Source organism: Psychromonas aquimarina ATCC BAA-1526, from assembly GCF_000428725.1.
In the GTDB taxonomy this organism is placed as follows: Bacteria; Pseudomonadota; Gammaproteobacteria; order Enterobacterales; family Psychromonadaceae; genus Psychromonas; species Psychromonas aquimarina.
This window is the reverse complement of record NZ_AUAM01000104.1, coordinates 1-3,245: the sequence shown is the minus strand read 5'-3', so window position 1 is coordinate 3,245 and position 3,245 is coordinate 1. Positions and strand designations below refer to the sequence as shown.

4 protein-coding genes are annotated in these 3,245 nt (G+C 34.1%); all 4 read right to left on the bottom strand.

Annotated features, from left to right (window positions below):
• Positions 1-320: 320 nt before the first annotated feature.
• The 4 genes from G337_RS28950 to G337_RS0118835 all read right to left on the bottom strand — a co-directional run bounded on the left by G337_RS28950 (position 321) and on the right by G337_RS0118835 (position 3,122).
• Positions 321-638: a DUF6968 family protein gene (locus tag G337_RS28950; RefSeq protein ID WP_028865247.1), complete on the bottom strand. Its 318-nt coding sequence runs from the start codon at positions 636-638 to the stop codon at positions 321-323.
• Between the two features lie 357 nt (positions 639-995).
• Positions 996-1,838 carry a hypothetical protein gene (locus G337_RS27895; protein ID WP_051303406.1) on the bottom strand — a complete coding sequence of 281 codons (843 nt, stop codon included), beginning with the start codon at positions 1,836-1,838 and terminating at the stop codon, positions 996-998.
• 88 nt (positions 1,839-1,926) lie between these two features.
• Entirely contained in the window at positions 1,927-2,379 is a 453-nt protein-coding gene (locus G337_RS0118840; protein WP_157619391.1) for a hypothetical protein, read from the bottom strand.
• 146 nt (positions 2,380-2,525) lie between these two features.
• Positions 2,526-3,122, bottom strand: coding sequence for a hypothetical protein (locus G337_RS0118835; RefSeq protein ID WP_028865245.1), 597 nt, complete (start codon positions 3,120-3,122; stop codon positions 2,526-2,528).
• Positions 3,123-3,245 lie beyond the last annotated feature (123 nt).

The window sequence follows — 3,245 nt, the reverse complement described above, 5'->3', positions numbered from 1 at the left end:
ATAAAAAGCGTTCAGTGTAGTTTGCCGGACGCTTACAAAACAGGGATATGTTTAAGCAAAGGGAGTTGCCGCGAAATAGGCATTAACACGAAAAGGAGCTGCGATGGAAGTGTAAAACAGTGTTAATTCAATAAACTGCAGATGGCGGCATGTGCGGTTGTGGTAACACTAGTGTCAGAAAAACTGCGCAGACAATGAGTTCAAGTATCTCATCCCCCGTTTTAAATATTTACGATAAACAGCAGAGGTAAACGCCAGGGCTTGTCCAACAATAGGATTAAGTCGCGGTTCGCGCTGCTCACACGACATATCTTTATTAGTTATGTGTTTGGAAAGTAGCAGTTTATTACGTCAATCGGCATGTCTTCGTAACCTTTAAAGAAAAACGACCATCCGTTGTCTGTTAATTGCTTTAAGTCTGCTTGTAAACTTTGAACCGCCAAACTTAAAGCCTGAAACGAATCTATACCAAAAACTACTCTCGTCTCCAATAACCCCTTCAGCTCCACCGTACAACCGAATTCCGTGTGAGCCGTATCTTGGTTTTGCTCTGGGCTATACACTGTAATCTCTAGGTAGTTTCTTCCCTCTTTCGAGTGAACAGCAATGAAACTAGACTCGGCTATTGACTGCCTCATTTTCAACCTCATTTATCTATTTGTACTACACAACGAGGCTGTAGAATTTCTCCATTTTCAGAAAAAACATACTTTCTCGTGTTTTTATTGTCATTTAAAACAATAAGTTAAAATCGTACATTTTCCAAAGTTTATAAAAAATGAGTTATTCTACAGCCTCAACGCTGCAATAAACGGCATAAAATAGTTGGCTAAAATTGTGAGGCACTAACAATAGCCAGCTGTTTTATGTCCGATTTAATTGCCTTGTTAAGTTTTTGGTGTCTAAAGATATTTTTATTCCATATCACTTTCTTGTGCTTTTGACAAAACTGATGCAACTAAACCAGTCGGAATTACAACAATACTTATGTCCAACTAACCGATAACATCGCCGTTTGAAAATACAGGTAAATAAACCGTAATAAATACACTCACAAAAACAACAACACAAATTGCAGAGTTAATTTTAACAGCCTTCCAAAATACTTTTTTTCTAACGCCATAAAAAACAACACTAATGAAATACGCTAAAAACGACAAGATAGTCAGCACAAAAAAAATCGATAACCACATGTAGTGGTTATATAAAAACTGAGTTAATACAGGCATTTCTGTACCAAACATGTCCTGAACTTTCGAAAACTCAGATACCGCTATTAGAAGGTAGAAATACAAAAACAGAAAAATTAGTGTAAACATGATGGCTAGTAGCATATGAATAACATTTTCTTTAATAAAAAAAGTTGCTTTATGTAAATTTATATCTCCCGTATTATTATCTTTTACTTCATTGATTCCTTTCTTTTTTAAATAAGATTTAACGCCAATTTTCTCACCTGACTTCATTGCATGGTAAGTAAGTAAAAATAACAAACTGAATAAAGCAATGAAAATCAAGTTAAACCACCCGAATTCAACTGCTAAACTATAGAGCGAAACATTTAAAAGAAGAGAAATCACAACCCCGAAAAATAAACTAATAGCAAGCCAAACTAAAAGCGAATACCATCTGATTTTTGATGGCATCAATTTACCTGATTTATTGCCCCAAAATATACCAGTGATTAAAGCCGGTAATATTGTACTTAAAGTGCTTGTTCCTGAGAGTTCCTTTCCAATCATGTACTCAAGTGCAGTTAATATGATACCTAACCCAATAGATCCTAAACATAAAAACAATGAAACTTTAACAACTGATGGTTCACCTAACACTTTCATAAATCTACCTTAAAATTAAAAATGAAATTAAAACTGGTATTACCCACAAAAAATAGCCAGCTGTATTTTGTCGCACTTTAACGGATTGTTAAGCATTGGCGGTTACAACGTATGTAATGCCATACTCATTATTGATAACACCTACTTTATGAACTGATGTATCAACAATTTGATTCAACAAAACATTGTCTTTTACTTCCCACTCTACACCTTCAAATTTGTAAGGGAAGTCAGTCCCATTATCATTCTCGCTGTGAAGATACAGAGCATCTTCATAAGCACTTTCATGGACATATAACCAACTTTGAATCGGTGCTGAATGTTTAGCGCAATATGTTTCTGCTTTTTTCAATATTTCATAAGCAAGATGAAGTTCAGAAACTCTATTTTCTTCGTGTTTATCACCTTTGCCCATCCAATCAATATGGCAATGCCAATAATCAAAACTTTCAGACGCATCTAGATTTTCAATACATTCAATCGCGCTCTTTTCCATTTTTCTCCAATAGCGCTCAATTCGTTTTTTATACCGACGATCCATATTCTGGTATATCCCTCTGAGATATGCTTAACGCCGCCATAAACGGCAAAAAATAGCTGGCTATACTTTGTGAGGCACGAACAAAAGCCAGCTGTTTTATGTCCGATTTAATGGCCTTGTTAGTTGGTTACTCAGCAAAAACTGACTTATCTAGCAATATTTTCATAATGAATTTCGCTACCGACTGTAAATTCATTAAAGAAGTTCATATCTTTTACCTCTTTTAATGAATTAATAAGCTCTTTCTTTAATAGGATAAAACAATCTTCATTATCGCCTTCATCACAAAATTTCAAAAATTTATCTTCAGCGTTATATTTAAGTATGAGTTTTTCAATATATTCAGTGAATGTAGGGGGGATAGAGTCATGTTGTTCATCTAGATTAAAGGCTAGTTTTTCTTCAATACCGTTAATTGTAAAACTGAGCTCAATATTATTATCTTCAATATTAGTTTCGACTATATTTTCAAACTTAAATAATGATTTAGATGCCTCGGTAATATCGTTTAGGTAGCTTTTATAAAAGCCATCTCCGTAGTATGTATTGCAATCGTCATAAGTCTGAAATGGTATTCTTATTACTCCCTCAAACATTGGAATAACACTAAGAGGATGCCAAAATAATTCCAACGATATGTTTTGTACTTTTTCAGAAACATGTTCACTTGAAGAGTCAGATAACTCGTAGCCATGACTTTGCATTAACTCAATTGTTTTATTCAATACTTCTATTCCTGACATACTAATCTCCATATAAATTGATACCAACTAACGAGGCTGTAGAATTTCTCCATTTTCAGAAAAAACATACTTTCTCGTGTTTTTATTGTCATTTAAAACAACAAGTTAAAATCGTACATTTTC